Origin of the sequence: Mesorhizobium sp. M0761 (assembly GCF_040320205.1) — a bacterium.
Taxonomy (GTDB): domain Bacteria; phylum Pseudomonadota; class Alphaproteobacteria; order Rhizobiales; family Rhizobiaceae; genus Mesorhizobium.
In genome coordinates, this window is record NZ_JAMYPF010000025.1 from 1 (window position 1) to 16,448 (window position 16,448).

Here is a 16,448-nt window from a genome sequence, read left to right on the forward strand (position 1 = left end):
GTCTCACATCTCTGACACTCCTTGCCAACACTCTCTCGCAAGGGCCGATAAGCGATACCGTTGCCCACAACATGGCACGCAATGGCCTGCTGCAAGCAGCGCGATGTAATGCCGACTTGCGCCTGCAGGTGCAATCGGCCATTCTTACCGTCGGTGCGTACCTTGTCGTCAGGCAGGAGGCTACGGCCGGGGTCATGATTGTCAGTTCGATAATGATGGGGCGTGCGCTGGCTCCGGTCGATCTGGCCATTTCAAGCTGGAAACCCTTCCTCATTGCGCGCCAGAGTTGGGCGCGGCTGGAGGACCTCTTGGAAAGGGTTCCTGAAACCGCTCCTGTTGTGCCTATGCCTGCACCTGAACGCGAACTGCGCTTGGAAGGCGTGACAATCGTTCCGCCCGGCGAAAGCAAGCCGACCGTGACCGGCATTGCGTTTGCCATTCAGGCGGGAAGCGCACTCGGGGTCATCGGTCCATCGGGTTCGGGCAAGTCGACACTCTCGCGCGCCATCGTCGGCGCATGGACGCCGGTCGCCGGGAAGGTTCGCATTGACAGCGCAAGCCTCGATCAATGGGACCGGGAAGCACTAGGCCGTCATATCGGCTATCTACCACAAGGTGTTGAACTGTTCGACGGCACCATTGCCGAAAACATTGCTCGTTTTGAACATGATCCTGACCCTGAGGCTATTGTCGCCGCGGCAAAAGCAGCGGGCACGCACGAACTGATCCTCCGATTTGAGCACGGATACGAAACTCCGATTGGTGAGGTCGGATCGGCACTTTCCGCCGGGCAGCGCCAGCTTATCGGTCTTGCCCGTGCCCTTTATCGAGACCCTTTCCTTGTTGTGCTGGATGAACCCAATATCCATCTCGACGCGGAAGGCGAAGCTGCAGTCGCTAAGGCGATCGCCTCCGTGCGCGAGCGCAAGGGCATTGCGGTTGTTGTCTGCCATCAGCCGAGCGTCATCCGCGCCGTGGATTTGGTGTTGGTGATGGAAGGTGGACGGCAGCGATCATTCGGTGCGCCTTCCAAAGTCCTGAAGGCCATCGAGTCTACGCAGGATAACGTGGCAGAGCGCGCTGACATGGAGGATACCGGTGTCCGGCATTGATCAGAACAATGACGTTTCAAGCTCCATTCGCCGCCACCTGGTGGCGGGCCTTCTGGCGAGCGTGATCTTTGTGGGAGGAGCCGGAGCCTGGGCGACCTTCACGAATCTCTCCGGTGCGGTTGTAGCGTCCGGACACTTTGTCGTCGTTTCCTATGTCAAGAAGGTGCAGCACCCGACTGGCGGGGTGGTGGGAGAAATCCTTGTGCGCGAAGGCGATAAAGTAAAAGCCGGCGACATCCTCATGCGGCTCGATGCCACCCAGGCGCGCGCTAATCTCGCCATAGTCACCAAGCGGCTCGATGAGCTGGCCGCCTACCTGGCAAGACTCGATGCTGAGCGTGACGATCTCGCGGAAATCCCCTTCCCGGACTGGCTACTCGCCCGAAGAGATGTTCCGGACGTAGCTTCGGCAATAGATAGCGAGACGTTGCTGTTCGAATTCCGCAGGCAATCCCGCGACGGGAAGCAGGCGCAATTGGCGGAACGCATTACTCAATATCACCACGAGATCGAAGGACTCAAGGCGCAGGAAATTGCTTGTGAAAAAATGATCCAGGTTCTCCAAAAGGAAATTGCTGTTCTAAGTGGGCTGCGCAACCAAGGCATTGTCTCGGACCAACGGTTGAACAGCCTGAAGATCCAGGTTGCCACTTTCGGTGGCGAACGCGGTGAGAAGATCGCAGATCAGGCACAGACGGCAGCCCGCATAGCCGAAACGCGCCTCCAGATCCCGCAGATCGATCAGGATTTCAAGTCGGAAGTGGGCCAGGAGCTCAGAGAGGTTCAGGCGCAGGTCGGGGAGTATGTTGAGCGCAAGGTGGCGGTTGAACAGGAACTGCGGCGGATCGATATCGTCGCGCCGCAGTCAGGCACCATTCAACAACTCGCAGTTCATACGGTCGGCGGAGTGATTACGCCCGCCGATCCGATCATGCTAATCGTGCCGGAAGGCGACGATCTTGCGCTTGAAGTACGAATCACCCCGAAGGACATCGACCAAATCCAGCTTGGTCACAAGGCCGTGCTGCGGATGTCAGCCTTCAATCTGAGAACCACGCCGATATTGAACGGATATGTCAGCCGGATCGCAGCGGATCTGGCGACGGATGAAAAAAACGGCATTTCGTACTACCTGGTGCGCCTGTCGGTTCCGCAGGCGGAACTGACGAAGCTCAAGGGCCTGACGCTCGTGCCCGGTATGCCGGCCGAAGCAATGGTCCAGACGGGCGAGCGTACGGCGCTTTCCTATTTCGTGAAGCCGCTGTCGGACCAAATCAGTCGGACATTCCGGGAGGAATGAAATAACCCACCAGAATATATTGTTGGTATTTCTGTTGGTTGTCCGCAGGCCATGTGCGTGGTAAGATCTGAAAGCACAGACATTTCCTACTTGCCCCTGGGCACCACTTGTTTCTGTAATATTCAGCTCATGTTACACCATGTAGCAACTGAGTATCCTTGGTTTCCGACGGTTTTTACTGATGCGCGGCTGATGGACGCGACATGAAACGCGACATGAAAAACCCGCCACCAGCAGCAGCGGGCTGTTCGTTTCTCTTCTGCGGAATGAAAGTCAGTCAGTGCCGCGTGGCTGACATCGCCTCGAACATATCCCAAGCCGCATCTCGGTTTCGGTGCTTGCCGGGAATGGGGACCCAGCACTGCTTCGCAAAGATCCGAGCTTCTAGATCGTCGTCAGGATGCGTATCGGTGACAAGCGCCGCCCAGTCCCACTTCCGGGCTTCGCGGCGCATCACGTCGACCACAAACCAGCCGGAAGGCGGTCGATCACGTTCGGTCGTTCGCATGGCAGTTTCCTTCTGAACGAAAGATCATTGCCGTTCACTCAGCGGCCTGAAGTCAACGCCGACAGTCTGCAAGACGAGCAGCGCACGCGTGGCTGGCGAGGGCACCGTTTCCCATGTCGGGCTATAACTCTCGGTCATCGTAGCGGGAAATGGTAATGCGCCGCAAGAGTGTTGCAGGGCACGAGGGCTGTTTGGCGGTAGGGGTTGCGCTCGCCAGGGTAGATGTCGCGCATAAGCAGCAGACGTTCGAAGAACAGCCACTCACTGTAGGCTTGCAGCAGTTCCTCCTGGGAGGGCAGAGGCGCCGGTTGCGGCGAGACATGCGCCGCGGCCGCGCCTCTTATGCCCGGAATAGAGGCGATGGCACCGAGCAGGGCGCGGGAAAATCTTCTAAGGGAAGGCAGCGGCCATAGCTTCGCCGGCCTCCAGAAGAGGGGTGTTAGGCATTTGGGTCTGCATTTGCGATAACGTTGCACTAATGGTATAAGGCTGCACGTATCGTACAGTCGCACTTTAATGTAAGGTTTAACTAAAATGAAAATTTCGCCATCTCAATGCCGGGCAGCCCGGGCGCTTGTTGGATGGTCGCAGGATCAGCTGGCAGCGGCCTCCCAGGTGGCCAAGACGACCATTGCCAATTTCGAAGCTGGCAAGCGGACGCCATACGACCGCACGTTGGTCGACCTGCAGGCCGCTCTGGAGGCTGCCGGGGTTGAGCTCATTCCGCAGAATGGAGGAGGCGCCGGCGTGAGGCTCGCAAAGCCGTAGCCGGGCCGGCGCTTGCGTTCGCGCTCAACCGGCGCGAAGCTGCCTTTTGAGGAACGGGAGGGCATACGTATGGCAATCAGCTATCGGGCGACGACAACGATCCGGCTCAACACGGATGGCATATGGGGTGCTTGGATGTTGATCGTGTCTCCGCTGGTGCAGGCGATTAGCTGGTACTACTATTTTGCGAAGCCGGACTATGGATGGCTCGGCCTTATTGCCCTCACCAGCGTGACAGTGCCCTGCGGCTTCGTGCTGCTACTGATCGGCCGCGACTATGACAGTATCGTCGGCGAGACGAACTGACGCCTCGCCGATGGATCGGCGCGATGCCCAAGGACAATACGTCTGGCATGCAGCGGGGGGAGGAAGACCTAGGCTGGCGCGTCCCGATGGGCTTTGCCGCGTCGCTCTGGCTGCATTCCTGCTTGGAAGGCATTGGCCCGACTACTCGACGATCTGCCGAGATGGCCAAGGCGGCGCCATTTGCGCCGGAGAATGGGATCGGCGCGGATGTGGCCTGGATCGGCCAGCTGAGCACGGAGGGGCGTTGGATCGTCATCTCTGGCGATCGACGCATTACCCGGAACAAGGTCGAATATGCTGCATTTCGAAGCTCTCGGCTCGTCGGGTTTTTTCTTTCGAAGGGCCTCTACAAGGCTCCGGTCGTCAAGCAAATGGAGCGGCTACTCGCCCTTTGGTGCACGATCGAAAAGCAATCGGAAATTGTCGCGGGCGGCGCGATGTTCGAACTTCCAATAAAGAGCACGCGCATCGAGCAACTGAAGGTGTAGTCTAAAGGCAATCGCTACACTTTCGCTTTCCGCCAGCCCGCCCACCACGCTTCCCATTGTGAGCAGAACCAGCGCTCTCCTCGAGCTGGGTTGACGCGCGTAGCAGAGTAATATTCCTGCCCCGGCATATGGTAGATATGCTCGCCGCGCTCGTTAATGTTGCCCTTGATATCGCAGCCCGCCTCGCGGACAGCCGCGTTGCTGGCCGACGAATCGCCGCCATGGTGAACGCGCGGCAGCTCGTGCCGATCGTCGCCGACTGCAAGATAGCCCGCGGAAGTCGCCCCGAGCATCACCAGAACGGCGGCGAGACGATAGCGGAAAAGCGAGCGCCACCAAGGCCGTCGCCTCTCCAACCTCCTGGCGTGAACAGAATTGCCCATGATCCCTTCCCCGAGGCGAGAATGCATCGTCTGAAGCCCGGAGTCCAGTATCAGGCCGCAGCGCTGTAGCCCGCTTCCTTGATGCGGCGCCCGAGACGCTACAGGCGCGAGACATGGTCGGCATGACCGCTTCCCTCCTGATGGTGGCGCTTGGCGCCTGGCCCTATCGCTCCCGTGAGAGTAGGCCAGGAGGTCAGGAAGCGTGGCATGTAGGACTATGGTCCGCGTTGCGGCGAACCCCACCAAGCGGAGATCGCCAATGGCCCAGAACCAAACCTTCCGAACAGCTTTCTCGGGCTGAAATCCGAGCGCTTTCTGGCGGCAGCCGAAGCGGCTGCAAAAGAGCATCGTCGGGCCGCTTCTGCGATCGATTGCGCTCAGAAGACGGATCCCCGTCAACTCCGCACTACAGTATTTGGCTGGAGCATTAGTGATCTCTTAAGCACTTCTCCACAATCGGTACTTGTCCGGCTTAGCCCGTTTTGCTAAAGAGTCCGTACAAACGGGGGTTTGGATAATGTCGAAGCGCAATTTCCTGTCACCAATGGCCTTGTCGGCCACGATGATTCTCGGCGGCCAAGTTCAGGCTGCAGTCCTTGTCGAATCGGCAAATCAGCCTTCGGCAAAGCTCGCTGAAGCTGGCACTGTTCCGGCGGACCTCGGCTACGGTGAGGTGCTCGACCGCTCAAATGGCACAGACGTCATCATGGCGTACCACACCAGCCATTCAAGCCATGCTAGTCACGGGTCCCACTGCTCTGGCTACAGCTATTGTTGATGTCGGACACCTCTCGCGATAGCGAGCTCGTCCAGACTGCCCAAGTCAAGTTTGATCTGTCAGTCTTCAGCCTCGACTGCGTGAAGCGCGCAGCTTATCGGGTGACCGGAAACGCTGCGGTTGAGATCATGATCGAAGGCGGCTTCGCTGTATGCACGATCAACTTCAATAAGGCGGCCGCGCGAGCTTCGGCCGACGCAGCGATAGAAAGGCTGCGGTTAGAGGTCTTGGATCAGGACCTGCGTAGCAGCATCGCCGCCGAAACCGCCACGGTTAGAAACGCGATACTGGCGCTGGCGTTTTCCAGATCGGGCCTACAGTCCGATGACTAAGTTTGCTCCGGCAACTGAGTTCCAACGACCGTGGGACGACAGATATCAGCTCGCGTACTTCCGTTTTTCCCAGTTGGACGACGAGCGGTATGTGCTGACTAACCAAGCGGGCGAATATCTGGTATTGCCGCGCGCCGTGCTGGCTTCGTTTGTCAAGCACGAGCTTCCCAGCACACACCCTGCCTACCCCCGCCTGCGCAGCAGGCAGTTCCTCTTTGATGCATCCTCCAATATCGGCAAGGAGCTGCTGGCGCTGAAGGTTCGGACCAAGGCAAAAAGGCTGGAGAACTTCACATCTCTTCACATAATGGTCGTATCGCTGCGTTGCGAGCACTCCTGCCCCTACTGTCAGGTATCCCGTCAAAGCGAAGATCGATCAGCCTTCGATATGACCGAGGAGACAGCCGAGAAGGCCTTGGGACTCATTTTTCAATCTCCAAGCCCGGCTATCAAGATCGAGTTCCAGGGTGGCGAGCCGCTTTTGAACTTCCCATTGATCCAACATGTCGTGCATCGGGCTGAAGCGATCAACAAAGTCGCCGGGCGGTCGCTGCAGTTCGTCATCACGACGAACCTCGCTGTCGTTACGGACGAAATCTTGGAGTTTTGCCGCGAGCACAGGATTCTAATTTCTACGTCGCTTGATGGTCCGGCCACTCTTCACAATGCCAATCGACCGCGCCCGGGAAAGAACAGCTATGAATTGGCTGTGGCAGGTATCCACAAGGCCAGACTGGCTCTCGGCCATGAACGCGTCAGCGCACTTATGACGACGACCAAAGCCAGCCTTCCACTGGTGCGCGAGGTCATTGACGAATATGTCCGGCTAGATTTCCCCGGAATATTTCTTCGGCCACTTTCTCCATACGGTTTTGCGGTCAAGACGAAGTCATACGCCGCCTATGGTGTGGACCGCTGGCTCGACTTCTATTTTGATGGGCTGAACTACATCCTGGAACTGAATCGGAACGGCATTCCTTTCAAGGAATTTTACGCAGCCACCATCCTCACAAAGATGCTCACGCCTTTCGAGCCGGGATATGTGGACCTGATGAGCCCGGCAGGCATCGGCATCTCCGCCGTTGTCTACAACTATGACGCCAGCGTCTATGCGTCCGACGAAGCGCGAATGTTGGCCGAAATGGGCGACAAGACATTTCTGCTCGGGAATGTCCACGAAAACAACTATGCTGAGATTTTCGGGTCCGACGCTCTCCTCGATCCTATCGAGCAGTCTTTTGCAGGCTCCGTACCGATGTGCGCCGACTGCGCTTATGAACCGTTCTGTGGCTCCGATCCGGTGTTCCATACCGCAACGCAGGGCGACTTTGTTGGCCTCAAAACGCGCTCGGGATTCTGCAATCGCAATATGTCGATCTTCAAGAGGCTGATCGACCTCATGGAGAAGGACGTTACCGCCCGAGAACTCTTTCTAAGTTGGGCGAATTAGGATGTTGCGACTGAGTGGCTTCGCTGCGTCAGCAAGCGTCGGTGATTTTTCACAGCGAGTGGCACTTAGGCTCGTGACGGGCCAAACTGAGCAAGCGCCTAACCGAGAACATGATGCGTATCTTTTCAAGGGGCAGACGTTTCATCCTGAATGCCAGTGGGTTGTCACCTTTGAGGAGCATCGGCCGGAAGCTGAGCGACTGTTTTCAGACCGACGACTAGTCGTTCTGCCCCACGAGTTCGACTACCTCAGCGAAGGAGACGTCATCCGCTTTGTGCCGGATCGGAAGGCAGTGCGTGTCCTGTTCAGAAAGGATGCCAACGCGAACTATTTCCTCGTAACGGAGCGGTGCAACCACCTGTGCTTGATGTGCTCCCAGCCACCCAAAGACGTTGATGATCGCTGGTTGGCGAGGGAGATTTTGGATGTGCTGCCCCTGCTGCCCGTAACGACCCCGTTTCTCGGGATCACTGGCGGTGAGCCAACGCTGGTGGGTGAGGACTTTTTTTACATTTTGTCATCAGCTCGTGACCACCTTCCGTCTACGCCGGTTCATATTCTTTCCAATGGCCGGACATTTAAGGACAAGGCCTTCTCGCATCGCTATCAAGCAATCGGGCATCCTCGTCTTTCCGTCGGCATACCGATCTACTCGGCGGACCCGGAAGTGCACGACTATGTGGTTCAATCCAAAGGCGCTTTCGATGAAACCATCCGCGGGATCATGAACCTGAAGTCCGTCGGGGCTGAGGTTGAGATACGAGTTGTCGTTCACAAGCAAACCTATGAAGGTCTCGCCGACCTGTCAGATTTCATTTTTAGAAACCTGACCTTCGTAGACCACGTGACGTTCATGGGGCTGGAGATCACTGGCTTCACAAGGGCAAATATGGATAAGCTCTGGATGGACCCATACGACTATCGAAGTGAGTTGCGGGCGGCTGTGCAATATCTGGCTGCGGCTAGGATCAATGTTTCAGTCTACAATCACCAACTCTGTCTTCTTGATGGCTCCATCCATCAGTACGCAAAACGCTCGATCAGCGATTGGAAAAATGAATACGCCGATGAGTGCAGCGGCTGCTCCCTATGCAATAAGTGTGGCGGCTTCTTTTCATCCAGCAGCCTCGCGCGAAGTTCTCACATCGCGCCCTTCCAGTGAGCAAACGGAGGTGTGTTGTACAAAACCGGCATTAGAAACGACGCGTACGGACTCGCGCTTCTGCTCAAGGCCAAATCAAGTGAGTTGAGCCGTTTTGACCTCAATCTTCCGTTTGGGCCGACCTCGGAACTGCCCCTTTGGCCCAATCCGCCGGGATGGGTCACGGAGCACGGGCTAAAGCATCTCCTACGTGAAGTGGAGGAGCTCCTGACTGCGCTCGATCAGCTCCGCCACAAAGAGCATTTCGATGCGCACCACCCGCCTTTGCAGGAAGGCGAATTTTGGAGCCTTGGTGCCATCAAATTTCGATTTGCCCCTAGGCCGATACATCGTGGCTTTTTGGAACCAGCTCGCTATGCGAATTACGTGATCCTAGACGAGGGTCTTGTCGCCTATTTGATCACCGTATCTGGTGATGACCATACGCTTAAACGTGAACATCACGACCATTTCGGCTGGCACTACCACTACTTAGATCGGAAAAAGAGACGCTCAGACGTTATTTTGTGCTGGGACACCTTCGCTAAAGTCACAAGTCAAGATAATCGTTCATTATTTTATGAAGGCCACGCGGAGGGCAATAGTAGTTTTCCAGCTCGCCCCAACCTATGGGCTGAACGGAAAAGGAAATCGATTCACGACGCTTGCGGTCCTGACCTGCTCAAATGGCCGATCAATGAGTTCAAGGCTCCGGGAAAAACTTCCGTGGCTGTTTGGCCCTTAGGGGCGGTCCTTACACCAAAACCTGAGAGCGCCGCTAATAGTAAGCCCTTCAAAGCGAAAAACGGCGGCGGCAGGAAGGGCCACTAGTCTTTAGAACCCCGACGACACTTTTTACCAGCTGCGGGCGTAAATTGCGAAACAACGTTTTCCCCTCACGCGGCTTTAGCTCTCCTACCAGCGAGCTTGGATTCTCGAAACCGCCGGTGGCCGCTCAGGCCGAAGGTGGTGGACTCATGCTATAATCTGAGCTGTATCGGCGAATCACATTAGGTGGCTTTTCAATGAATCCTGTCCTTGATGGCGCCACTGAAGGCGACGTAGAAACACAAATCCTGACGCCTCTCCTCACTCGCGCAGAGTTATTGGCGATACCTCTCGACGAAATTAGAAGCAAAGAAGGCATCTCAGCTAGAGATTTGGGGAAAGGCGCCAAGAGAAAGATCGGATATATTCCTGACTTCTGCATTTACAAACAATCACTTCCGGTTCTTGTCGTAGAAGCAAAATCTCCGTCGAGCGATGTTGTTGCTGCATACGGGGAGGCTAGGCTATACGCCACCGAAATAAACAGATCTTTTCCGGCTGGAATAAATCCGTGCTGCCGAGTCATCGCAACTAACGGAATCGCATTGCTCGCTGGCCATTGGGACGCTGACCCAGCCATTAGCACAAAGATCGAACTGCTTGCCCCGGGTACTTCTACATTTGATGATCTTTCGGCCCTTCTAGGTAATGAAATCTTATCGAGGTTAGCCAGCCAACTCAATGATGCGCTTCGCTCCAAGAGCTTTAAACGTCCGTTCAATCAGGGCGCGGGTCCTAGCCAAATTGCCTCTAGGATCGAGCCGAACACCTTCGCAGCCGATTTAGCACCCGTTCTGCGACGGTATTTCTCGTCTCGGGACCAGTCGACCGACGAAGAGATCTACAGTCGTGCTTATATCTCCTCAAACGAGATTACTAGTTATGATAGAATCCTTGAATCCTACCTGAAGGATCGCCTTTCAAGGGCTAAACGTCGTGTTGAAGTACGGACTACAAAGCGCAAATCTGATATCGTTACAAAGACAATTTCGAATTTCCAAGAGAGTCGGCAAAACTCTGGAGATATTCAGCTAGTAACCGGGGGAGTCGGAGTCGGAAAATCCCTTTTTGCGAGGAGGTACAAGGAGTTTCTACAACCGAGGCCGCTCCGTGATAAGAATCACTGGGCATTTCTCAACTTCAACAATGCGCCGGAAGATTATCATCTATGGGACAAATGGGTATGTGAAGCTTTCGCGAAGAGCGTAGTCGCTGAGGGCGCTCCAATAGATTTGAGGGACCCAATTGACCAAGAGCGAGTGTTCTCTAGCGATTTGGAAGATCGGAAGGCATTCTATGACAGGATGGAGGCGTCTCAAGCTGGTCGTGGCGGGCTTGAGAGAGCACGTGATCTGGAAGCTTGGCGGCTCGACTCCTTGATACTCACCCGCGGCATCTCACGGTATTTGCAAGGCGACCGTGGCGAAAATTTGATTGTTGTGTTCGACAACGTGGATCGGCGAGAGACCGAAGCCCAACTAGCTGCGTTTCAGATCGCGCTCTGGTTCATGGACCAAACCAAGTGCCTTGTTATTCTGCAAATGCGCGATTCGACCTTCGAGGCTTTCAAGCATAAACCACCGCTTGATACATACCGAACTGGCCAGATTTTTCACATCAGCCCACCTCGATTTGTGGATGTAGTTAAGAAGCGGCTAGAGCTCAGCCTTGAGGTCCTAGCTGCTGAAGCCCCGGAACACGTAAAATTTGAGACACGCTCCGGTATGCATATCTCTTACCCGAAAAGCCGGGCGGGCGAATTCCTGAAAGGAATTTATGTGGAGCTGTTTCAGCGGCCCAATAATCTCTCACGCATGCTGGAGGCTCTTGCGGGGCGAAACGTACGACGTGCCCTCGATATGTTTATGGCTATAATCACCTCAGGGCATATGCCTGAAGAGGTAATAGTAGGAGTCGCCCAAGGGAGCGGCTTCCGCTCATTTCCTGAATACAGAATTCTAAGAGCGCTCATGCGGCAGGATTACAGGTATTTTAATAACAACAGCGGGTTTATCGCCAATATATTCAACTGCGATAGCCGCTGGCAGCGACCCATGAACATGCTACTTTCTGAGATACTTTTCTATCTTATCTCCTTGCGGAAGGTCCGCGGCGACAATGGCCAAATGGGTTTTGTCGCACTTCCACGTCTATTGGCAAATATGGAGGCACTTGGATTTGTGCGATCTGACATCGAAGACGCAGCTCGCTTCTGCCTCACAAAGGAGCTGATTGAAGTCGAGACATCCTCGCTGGATACGATTAGAGAGCGCGACAGCGTGAAGGCGACTGCCAGTGGATGGGCGCACATGCGTCTTTTGTCGTCACGCATCGAGTACTTGTCGGCCGTCCTTCCCACCACCCCAATGGACGACAAGACCCTTGCAGCTCGTGTGTTTGATTTGATGCAGGTTGAAAACCGGGCGGGACAAATTCATCTCCATCAAGCTGTGAACCTCGTGGAGGGATTCGAAAAGTATCTTAGGCGGCAGGAGGCTGCTTTGATGTCTTTCCCGGGTTACGTTGATGCGAAGCACTCGGGTGCAAAATACATCGTCGCAAAGGTGCAAGAGGCTCTGACGTTTGCTCGAAAAGAAAACGCTAGGGTCACCGGACAGGGTGACCTGTTAGATTTCTAATGCGCTTGGTTTTTAAATTGAAATATGGATGTAACGGCAGAGTATGCCCTGAAGTGACGTAACGCCCGACCGCAACGGCCATGTAACATCTGGGTTGACAGCGACTATTTGTGACAAGGTAGCCTCAGGCCTAAACCTTGAGGTGACACCACATGAGCCGGATAGGCTACGCTCGCGTCAGCACCGTCGACCAGGACCTTGAAACCCAAATTGCCAAGCTGCAGACCGAAGGGTGCAGCATCATCCGATCTGAAAAGGTGTCCGGTGCGAGCCGCGACGGCAGGGCAGAACTCGCCACCATCATCGAGTTTCTGCGGCCGGGTGATGAACTGCTCGTCACTCGGCTGGACCGGCTCGGCCGCGACACCCGCGACGTTCTGAACCTGATCCACGAGTGCGAGCAACGGGGTGCTTTCGTGACTGTCCTGGACCCGCATGTCTCGACTCGTGGTGAGATGGGTCATATCGTACTGACGGTCCTGGGGATGGTCGCTCAGATGGAGCGGCGTTTCATCAAGGATCGTCAGCGCGAGGGAATTGAGAGAGCAAAGACTGTCGGTGCCTACAAAGGGGGCAGACAGCGTCTTGACAGGAACAAGGTGATGACCCTTCGCGATGACGGCCAGAGCCCGACGCAGATCGCGAAAATAGTCGGCTGCTCAAGGATGCAGGTTTACCGTATCCTCAATGCGCCTGCGGTGGCACCGCCATGAAGCCTTCGGTGCATCGAGGCCTGCCACGGCTAAGGGCTTACGCTTACGGCGCTGGCATCGCTTCCCGCCGTCTGGGTGCGCTATCCTCGGCTATGGCAGGCACACCTGAATCGACCGCTCAAAACGTTTTGCTCAAGCACGTTGTAGGAGTAATATGCGCTTGTAATCATCAGCGTCGTTCCTGCCGCATTAGAAATCGGCTCGCGCGGAGGCACTATAGTGACCGAGCTTACAAGCGATCTCCGTGTTCCGGCTGCGCAATACATTCGCATGTCGACCGAGAACCAGCGGTATTCTTTAGAGAACCAGATCGCTGCCATCGGGGAGTATGCCGAAAAACGAGGGTTCGCTATCATTGATACCTACGCCGATGCCGGTAAAAGTGGTTTAACCTTGAGGGGAAGAGATGGCCTGAAGCAGTTGTTGGCTGACGTTGTGACTGGCCAACACTCCTATTCTGCCATTCTCGTTTTAGACGTCAGCCGATGGGGCCGCTTTCAGGATACGGACCAATCCGCGCATTACGAATTCATCTGTCGGGACGCCGGGGTCGCGGTCGAGTATTGCGGTGAACCATTCGAGAACGACGGCAGCATGGTTTCGATGATCGTTAAGAATCTGAAGCGGGTGATGGCCGGTGAGTACAGCCGCGAACTGTCTACAAAAGTCTCAAGGGCGCAAACCCAGCAAGCACGTCTTGGGTTTAGGCAGGGCGGTGGGGTGCTCTACGGCGTAAGACGCCTGCTGGTCAGCGAAGATGGAGAGCATCGATTTCTCCTCGGTCTAGGCGAGCAAAAAGGCCTAAGCACAGATCGCGTCGTCTTTGTGCCCGGTCCACCGGATGAAATCACAACCGTGCGCCGCATTTTCCGGATGTTCGTTAGCCAGCATCGAACAACGACAACCATCGCCTGGAGACTGAACCTTGAACGTGTCCCTTCAACACACGGTCAGGCTTGGACCCAGAGGCGCGTCAGAACCCTGCTCACAAGCGAGTTGATGATAGGATACTACGTCTACAACGTACGAACGCGGCGGATGAAAGGGCCGTCCAGACCAAATCCTCCCGACCTATGGATCAGAACGCGGGTAATGGATCCGATTGTTGACCCAAAACAATTCGCGAAGGTCCAACAGGAGATGAGACGCAAAGTCGGCAATGCCTATGCGAAGCCGGACATGATCGATAGGTTGAGGAGGCTTTTCAGGGAGAAGGGAAAGCTCTCTCAGGGAATAATTGATGCCTGTTCATACACTGCTTCCTCGAGTTCGTATGTTAACCACTTTGGTAGTCTCGTAGCATGCTATGAACTCGTTGGATATAAAAGCCTTTGGCAGCAAGGTCTCAGATATACGGATGACTATCTAATCGACGGGATACGAAGACTTCATACCAAGTTCGGATATGTCACAGCTAAAATGATCAATGCAGACCCAGACCTTCCAGTGGCTCGTGTGCTCACGTTCCGATTTGGTTCGTTAATGCGGGCCTATGCGCGGGCAGGCTTTCCTTCAACTATATCTGAGTCCGTTCGTGCGGGGATGAAAAGGGCGACGGCACATCCTCACTGCAAGTTTAAGTGGGGACTAACGAATGATCAACTTCTCGATGGACTCCGACGGCTACACGCAAATTTCGGATATATCACCTCCGCTCTCATCAATGCGGACCCAGACCTTCCTGCGGCTGGTGTGTTCAGATCGCGATTTGGCTCGATGCTCCAGGCCTATGGGTTGGCAGGGTTCCCAACCACCCGATCAGAGTCCCGCTCGGCAGCGCTGAAAAGAGCGAGGGCGCTTTTGAAGACGGCTGAACGCTAAAGCAAGCGCATGTCGGCCCTCCACCCGGTTCAACTAAAAAGGCTGTCGGAGGTGATGTCTATTTGCCTTCCGCGTTGTCTTCCGCGTCGACCTTTCCAGCCCGATTGAGCGATTCGAGACAGCGGACAAGGTGGTCGATAGAGAACTTTCCCGTGCGGCCGGTGACAATCGCGGAGACGTCGGGCTGTTTCATACCAAGCATCTCAGCCGCCTTCGCCTGAGTCAGGCGGCGGTGTTTGATAATGGCGCGGATCTCGCGGGCCAGCTTGGCCTTAAGCAATTCCTCTTCGGGATTGTCAAAGCGCAGGTCCGCAAACACGTTGCCGCTGCTCATTTCCGCGGTGATTTCTTCTTTCATGACTTCGGTCCTTTTTCCCATAGTTTTCGCGGTAGTGCTTCTCGGCCGCCTTCAATCGCGCCCTCACTAGCCTACACACGAGCATGCCTTACGTCGCTTTCGCAAATGTCGGCACTGAGTACAGATGGCTATCAAAACTTGCCCATAGGCACTTGCTGGTAAGTGTCGCCTGCTATTATCTATTCCCAAATGGATATCGAAACGACCACTATTCCTGCTGTAAGAAACGATCAGTGGCTTAATGCGCTGACCGCTGCAAACGCATGGCGTGGACGTTGCCTCGACATGTTCGCGCGGAGTGAGGCGGCCGTCAGCGAGACGCTGTTGTTGCTGGCAAATGCGCCCAAGGGTGATGCTGTGGTGAAACTACCTCATCTGGTCGGACAGCGCTTCGAAGAATTGGCGACGTTAATGGGACCAACCGGGGCTTTTGCTTCGAAAGGGAAGGCATCTGCAGCAGCGCTGTTGGCCTTCCGTGAACATGAGGGCTTGCGCTCGTCGCTGGCCCACGGTGTCGGTAAGGTTGTGCTTGACCGACAAGGGAATTGGTTGCTCGTACTGCGGACGCTTGCGTTCCGATCAAAACAGCCGCAACGCACAGTTCTTGTTATTGAACAGAACGAGGCTGACCAAATAGTCAAGTCGCTCCAGACCACTGGTGGGCGACTCGTTTCGGACCTAGCCAACCTGCGACACGCCCTAGGCTCGACCTGAATGTTCCGGCAGGCTTGGGCGCAAGGCGTCGGCAAAACGTGCCGCGAAAAGCACAAAGAAGACGGGCGCCAATCGTCGAACCAAGGCGTAGCTCTCCGCAGGTGCTCACAGGGCCGAAGGAGTGAAGAGCATGGCAATCCTGCCGCTGGTGCCGCACGTAAAACGTTACCGGGGCGGTAAGCGCGATCTCCAGCTCAAAAGTGCCGATGCCATCGCACTTGCCCGACGTGTTGCGAATCACGTCAATCGCCTCATCGCTAATGACCCCCGCGAGCTTCAGCAGTATTTTTTCGCCAACATTGCTCATGATCTCGGGTTCAAGGTCGAGGTCGTTCGTTCTGCGATATCAGATGGTGGGTACAACGGGATTACAATCCACGTCTCTCCCGAGGACCGAATTGCACTAGCCCGTTACAAATCAGAATGAACTGCGATCACCTAAATCACAGAGGGCCATCGAATGATCCCATATGCTGATCAAAAAGAGGCCGTTCGAGCCGTGCTCAAACACTGCGCGATGCAGCGCCTGACTATAAGGTACGGAGTGCTCGGAAAGGCGGTCGGCATTCCTGCTCAAGGACCTTGGAAGCCAGTTCTCGATCAAATTAGTAGCGAGGAGACGCCAGACATTACGTTCTTAGTCGTCAACAAGGACGGACTGCCGAGCCAAATCGATTTCAAGCAAGCAAATCCTCCCACCGAAGAGCAGAAGGAGATGGCTGCTGATATGATCGAAGCTGTCTTCGCGCACTACGACGCTCGGAAATAGCGCCGCCGAGATTGGGCGCACCGTTCGACGCCATGCCAGT

At 55.5% G+C, this 16,448-nt stretch carries 18 protein-coding genes and 1 pseudogene; 16 read left to right on the forward strand and 3 right to left on the reverse strand.

Annotated elements, in window-relative coordinates; genetic code table 11:
* Both NKI32_RS28195 and NKI32_RS28200 read left to right on the forward strand, forming a co-directional pair.
* On the forward strand, nucleotides 1-1,112 hold a 1,112-nt coding region (locus NKI32_RS28195), incomplete at its 5' end, for a type I secretion system permease/ATPase (RefSeq protein ID WP_353004618.1).
* Nucleotides 1,099-2,412: an HlyD family type I secretion periplasmic adaptor subunit gene (locus tag NKI32_RS28200; protein ID WP_352793031.1), complete on the forward strand. Its 1,314-nt coding sequence runs from the start codon at nucleotides 1,099-1,101 to the stop codon at nucleotides 2,410-2,412. The genes NKI32_RS28195 and NKI32_RS28200, both read left to right, overlap by 14 nt.
* Before the next feature lie 277 nt (nucleotides 2,413-2,689).
* Here the strand turns inward: NKI32_RS28200 and NKI32_RS28205 are convergent, their stop codons facing one another.
* On the reverse strand, nucleotides 2,690-2,920 hold the full coding sequence (locus NKI32_RS28205) for a hypothetical protein (RefSeq protein WP_031202508.1): 231 nt from the start codon (nucleotides 2,918-2,920) through the stop codon (nucleotides 2,690-2,692).
* 534 nt (nucleotides 2,921-3,454) lie between these two features.
* Here NKI32_RS28205 and NKI32_RS28210 point away from each other — a divergent pair.
* The 3 genes and pseudogenes from NKI32_RS28210 to NKI32_RS28220 form a co-directional block, all read left to right on the forward strand.
* Nucleotides 3,455-3,682: pseudogene (locus NKI32_RS28210) on the forward strand (helix-turn-helix domain-containing protein); the annotation flags it as partial.
* 75 nt (nucleotides 3,683-3,757) lie between these two features.
* Entirely contained in the window at nucleotides 3,758-3,994 is a 237-nt protein-coding gene (locus NKI32_RS28215) for a hypothetical protein (protein ID WP_023687371.1), read from the forward strand.
* A gap of 23 nt (nucleotides 3,995-4,017) precedes the next feature.
* Nucleotides 4,018-4,482, forward strand: a complete 465-nt coding sequence (locus NKI32_RS28220; RefSeq protein WP_352793034.1) for a PIN-like domain-containing protein — start codon at nucleotides 4,018-4,020, stop codon at nucleotides 4,480-4,482.
* Between the two features lie 14 nt (nucleotides 4,483-4,496).
* On the opposite strand, the gene NKI32_RS28225 is transcribed toward NKI32_RS28220, so the two are convergent.
* Nucleotides 4,497-4,865 carry a sunset domain-containing protein gene (locus NKI32_RS28225; protein WP_084566736.1) on the reverse strand — a complete coding sequence of 123 codons (369 nt, stop codon included), beginning with the start codon at nucleotides 4,863-4,865 and terminating at the stop codon, nucleotides 4,497-4,499.
* 517 nt (nucleotides 4,866-5,382) lie between these two features.
* Here NKI32_RS28225 and NKI32_RS28230 point away from each other — a divergent pair.
* The 8 genes from NKI32_RS28230 (at nucleotide 5,383) to NKI32_RS28265 (ending at nucleotide 14,567) form a co-directional block, all read left to right on the forward strand.
* On the forward strand, nucleotides 5,383-5,643 hold the full coding sequence (locus tag NKI32_RS28230) for a hypothetical protein (RefSeq protein ID WP_127218519.1): 261 nt from the start codon (nucleotides 5,383-5,385) through the stop codon (nucleotides 5,641-5,643).
* Nucleotides 5,643-5,975 (forward strand): HxsD-related protein, encoded by a 333-nt coding sequence (locus NKI32_RS28235; protein ID WP_352912275.1) that lies wholly within the window; start codon nucleotides 5,643-5,645, stop codon nucleotides 5,973-5,975. The genes NKI32_RS28230 and NKI32_RS28235 overlap by 1 nt, the downstream gene beginning before the upstream one ends.
* Nucleotides 5,968-7,425, forward strand: coding sequence for a His-Xaa-Ser system radical SAM maturase HxsB (gene hxsB, locus NKI32_RS28240; RefSeq protein ID WP_353004621.1), 1,458 nt, complete (start codon nucleotides 5,968-5,970; stop codon nucleotides 7,423-7,425). The genes NKI32_RS28235 and hxsB overlap by 8 nt, the downstream gene beginning before the upstream one ends.
* Nucleotide 7,426: 1 nt before the next feature.
* On the forward strand, nucleotides 7,427-8,587 hold the full coding sequence (gene hxsC, locus NKI32_RS28245; RefSeq protein ID WP_353004623.1) for a His-Xaa-Ser system radical SAM maturase HxsC: 1,161 nt from the start codon (nucleotides 7,427-7,429) through the stop codon (nucleotides 8,585-8,587).
* Between the two features lie 15 nt (nucleotides 8,588-8,602).
* Nucleotides 8,603-9,397 carry a hypothetical protein gene (locus NKI32_RS28250; protein ID WP_353004626.1) on the forward strand — a complete coding sequence of 265 codons (795 nt, stop codon included), beginning with the start codon at nucleotides 8,603-8,605 and terminating at the stop codon, nucleotides 9,395-9,397.
* Nucleotides 9,398-9,591: 194 nt separating this feature from the next.
* A complete protein-coding gene (locus NKI32_RS28255) occupies nucleotides 9,592-12,033 on the forward strand; it encodes a hypothetical protein (protein WP_353004628.1) in 2,442 nt (813 codons plus the stop codon).
* Nucleotides 12,034-12,185: 152 nt separating this feature from the next.
* Nucleotides 12,186-12,746 carry a recombinase family protein gene (locus NKI32_RS28260; protein ID WP_353004629.1) on the forward strand — a complete coding sequence of 187 codons (561 nt, stop codon included), beginning with the start codon at nucleotides 12,186-12,188 and terminating at the stop codon, nucleotides 12,744-12,746.
* Nucleotides 12,747-12,965: 219 nt separating this feature from the next.
* On the forward strand, nucleotides 12,966-14,567 hold the full coding sequence (locus NKI32_RS28265; protein ID WP_353004631.1) for a recombinase family protein: 1,602 nt from the start codon (nucleotides 12,966-12,968) through the stop codon (nucleotides 14,565-14,567).
* Between the two features lie 58 nt (nucleotides 14,568-14,625).
* On the opposite strand, the gene NKI32_RS28270 is transcribed toward NKI32_RS28265, so the two are convergent.
* Nucleotides 14,626-14,925: a helix-turn-helix domain-containing protein gene (locus tag NKI32_RS28270; RefSeq protein WP_353004633.1), complete on the reverse strand. Its 300-nt coding sequence runs from the start codon at nucleotides 14,923-14,925 to the stop codon at nucleotides 14,626-14,628.
* A gap of 189 nt (nucleotides 14,926-15,114) precedes the next feature.
* On the opposite strand from NKI32_RS28270, the gene NKI32_RS28275 reads away from it, so the two are divergent.
* From NKI32_RS28275 to NKI32_RS28285, 3 genes are all read left to right on the forward strand, one after another.
* Nucleotides 15,115-15,639 carry a hypothetical protein gene (locus NKI32_RS28275; RefSeq protein WP_353004635.1) on the forward strand — a complete coding sequence of 175 codons (525 nt, stop codon included), beginning with the start codon at nucleotides 15,115-15,117 and terminating at the stop codon, nucleotides 15,637-15,639.
* Nucleotides 15,640-15,769: 130 nt separating this feature from the next.
* Nucleotides 15,770-16,066, forward strand: a complete 297-nt coding sequence (locus tag NKI32_RS28280) for a hypothetical protein (RefSeq protein ID WP_353004637.1) — start codon at nucleotides 15,770-15,772, stop codon at nucleotides 16,064-16,066.
* Between the two features lie 33 nt (nucleotides 16,067-16,099).
* Nucleotides 16,100-16,408: a hypothetical protein gene (locus NKI32_RS28285; protein WP_353004639.1), complete on the forward strand. Its 309-nt coding sequence runs from the start codon at nucleotides 16,100-16,102 to the stop codon at nucleotides 16,406-16,408.
* Nucleotides 16,409-16,448: the final 40 nt, after the last annotated feature.

Bases quoted from the DNA above. Each gene is read 5' to 3' on its own strand.
- NKI32_RS28260 (WP_353004629.1), top strand. From the start codon at position 12,186: ATGAGCCGGATAGGCTACGCTCGCGTCAGCACCGTCGACCAGGACCTT.
- NKI32_RS28280 (WP_353004637.1), top strand. From the start codon at position 15,770: ATGGCAATCCTGCCGCTGGTGCCGCACGTAAAACGTTACCGGGGCGGT.
- hxsB (WP_353004621.1), top strand. From the start codon at position 5,968: ATGACTAAGTTTGCTCCGGCAACTGAGTTCCAACGACCGTGGGACGAC.
- NKI32_RS28255 (WP_353004628.1), top strand. From the start codon at position 9,592: ATGAATCCTGTCCTTGATGGCGCCACTGAAGGCGACGTAGAAACACAA.
- hxsC (WP_353004623.1), top strand. From the start codon at position 7,427: ATGTTGCGACTGAGTGGCTTCGCTGCGTCAGCAAGCGTCGGTGATTTT.
- NKI32_RS28220 (WP_352793034.1), top strand. From the start codon at position 4,018: ATGCCCAAGGACAATACGTCTGGCATGCAGCGGGGGGAGGAAGACCTA.
- NKI32_RS28270 (WP_353004633.1), bottom strand. From the start codon at position 14,925: ATGAAAGAAGAAATCACCGCGGAAATGAGCAGCGGCAACGTGTTTGCG.
- NKI32_RS28225 (WP_084566736.1), bottom strand. From the start codon at position 4,865: ATGGGCAATTCTGTTCACGCCAGGAGGTTGGAGAGGCGACGGCCTTGG.
- NKI32_RS28230 (WP_127218519.1), top strand. From the start codon at position 5,383: ATGTCGAAGCGCAATTTCCTGTCACCAATGGCCTTGTCGGCCACGATG.
- NKI32_RS28205 (WP_031202508.1), bottom strand. From the start codon at position 2,920: ATGCGAACGACCGAACGTGATCGACCGCCTTCCGGCTGGTTTGTGGTC.
- NKI32_RS28235 (WP_352912275.1), top strand. From the start codon at position 5,643: ATGTCGGACACCTCTCGCGATAGCGAGCTCGTCCAGACTGCCCAAGTC.
- NKI32_RS28275 (WP_353004635.1), top strand. From the start codon at position 15,115: ATGGATATCGAAACGACCACTATTCCTGCTGTAAGAAACGATCAGTGG.
- NKI32_RS28215 (WP_023687371.1), top strand. From the start codon at position 3,758: ATGGCAATCAGCTATCGGGCGACGACAACGATCCGGCTCAACACGGAT.
- NKI32_RS28285 (WP_353004639.1), top strand. From the start codon at position 16,100: ATGATCCCATATGCTGATCAAAAAGAGGCCGTTCGAGCCGTGCTCAAA.